This is a genomic window from Halopseudomonas sp. (assembly GCF_036961105.1).
Taxonomy (GTDB): domain Bacteria; phylum Pseudomonadota; class Gammaproteobacteria; order Pseudomonadales; family Pseudomonadaceae; genus Halopseudomonas.
The window spans coordinates 1-755 of record NZ_JBALWW010000052.1 but is presented as its reverse complement, the minus strand read 5'-3'; the positions used below and the strand labels follow the sequence as shown (position 1 = coordinate 755).

At 49.9% G+C, this 755-nt stretch carries 1 protein-coding gene and 2 tRNA genes; all 3 read left to right on the top strand.

Going from position 1 to position 755, the window contains the following annotated elements; translation table 11 throughout:
- Positions 1 to 174 precede the first annotated feature (174 nt).
- Positions 175 to 248, top strand: a tRNA-Cys gene (locus V7756_RS18930).
- Between the two features lie 97 nt (positions 249 to 345).
- Positions 346 to 432, top strand: a tRNA-Leu gene (locus tag V7756_RS18925).
- A gap of 162 nt (positions 433 to 594) precedes the next feature.
- Positions 595 to 755 (top strand): Arm DNA-binding domain-containing protein (locus tag V7756_RS18920; protein WP_335611753.1); only part of this gene is annotated, 161 nt, incomplete at its 3' end.

Genomic DNA, 755 nt, shown 5'->3' with positions numbered 1-755 from the left:
CCGGCTCGTTGGTGATCGGCTTGGCCATAAAGGTTGCGGTAATGTCGTGCTTGAGCGCCGCCTCGCGCATGGTGCGCGTGGGCGGAATAGGGTGGTTCGCACCATTAATCTACAAAATACCCGCCTTCATACTGTTCTTTGAAATTATCGTCGGGTACAATTCCGCCCCCAAAAGGCGCGGTAGCAAAGTGGTAATGCAGTGGACTGCAACTCCTCCATCGTCGGTTCGATTCCGACCCGCGCCTCCATATTCAAAGACGTTAATCGTCACACTGCCATTGCAGTGAAAAGCCAGCACAAGGTACTGGCTTTTGGTTAAGAAGTAAGTCCATCCCCCCCCTCTATGCCCGGATGGCGAAATTGGTAGACGCAAGGGATTTAAAATCCCTCGGCTTAACGGCCGTGCCGGTTCGATTCCGGCTCCGGGCACCATTATACAATCCATTAACATCCGAAAATGTCCGTAAAGCCCCTGAATTACTGGGTTTACGCTGATCTTATATCCAGTTAGGCCCGTTTTCATCCGTTGCCATCCGGCAAATTTGACGGTATTGTTGACGGTATCTTGGTTCGATCTTACTGGATACCGTCATAATGGCTACACAAAAACTTACCGATACTATGGTGCGTCAGGCTAAGCTGAGGGACAAAGATTACAAGTTGGCTGACGGAGGAGGCCTGTATCTGTTGGTAAAAAAAAGCGGCGCTAAATGCTGGCGTTATGACTATCGCTTTGCGAGTAAACGAAAGACATT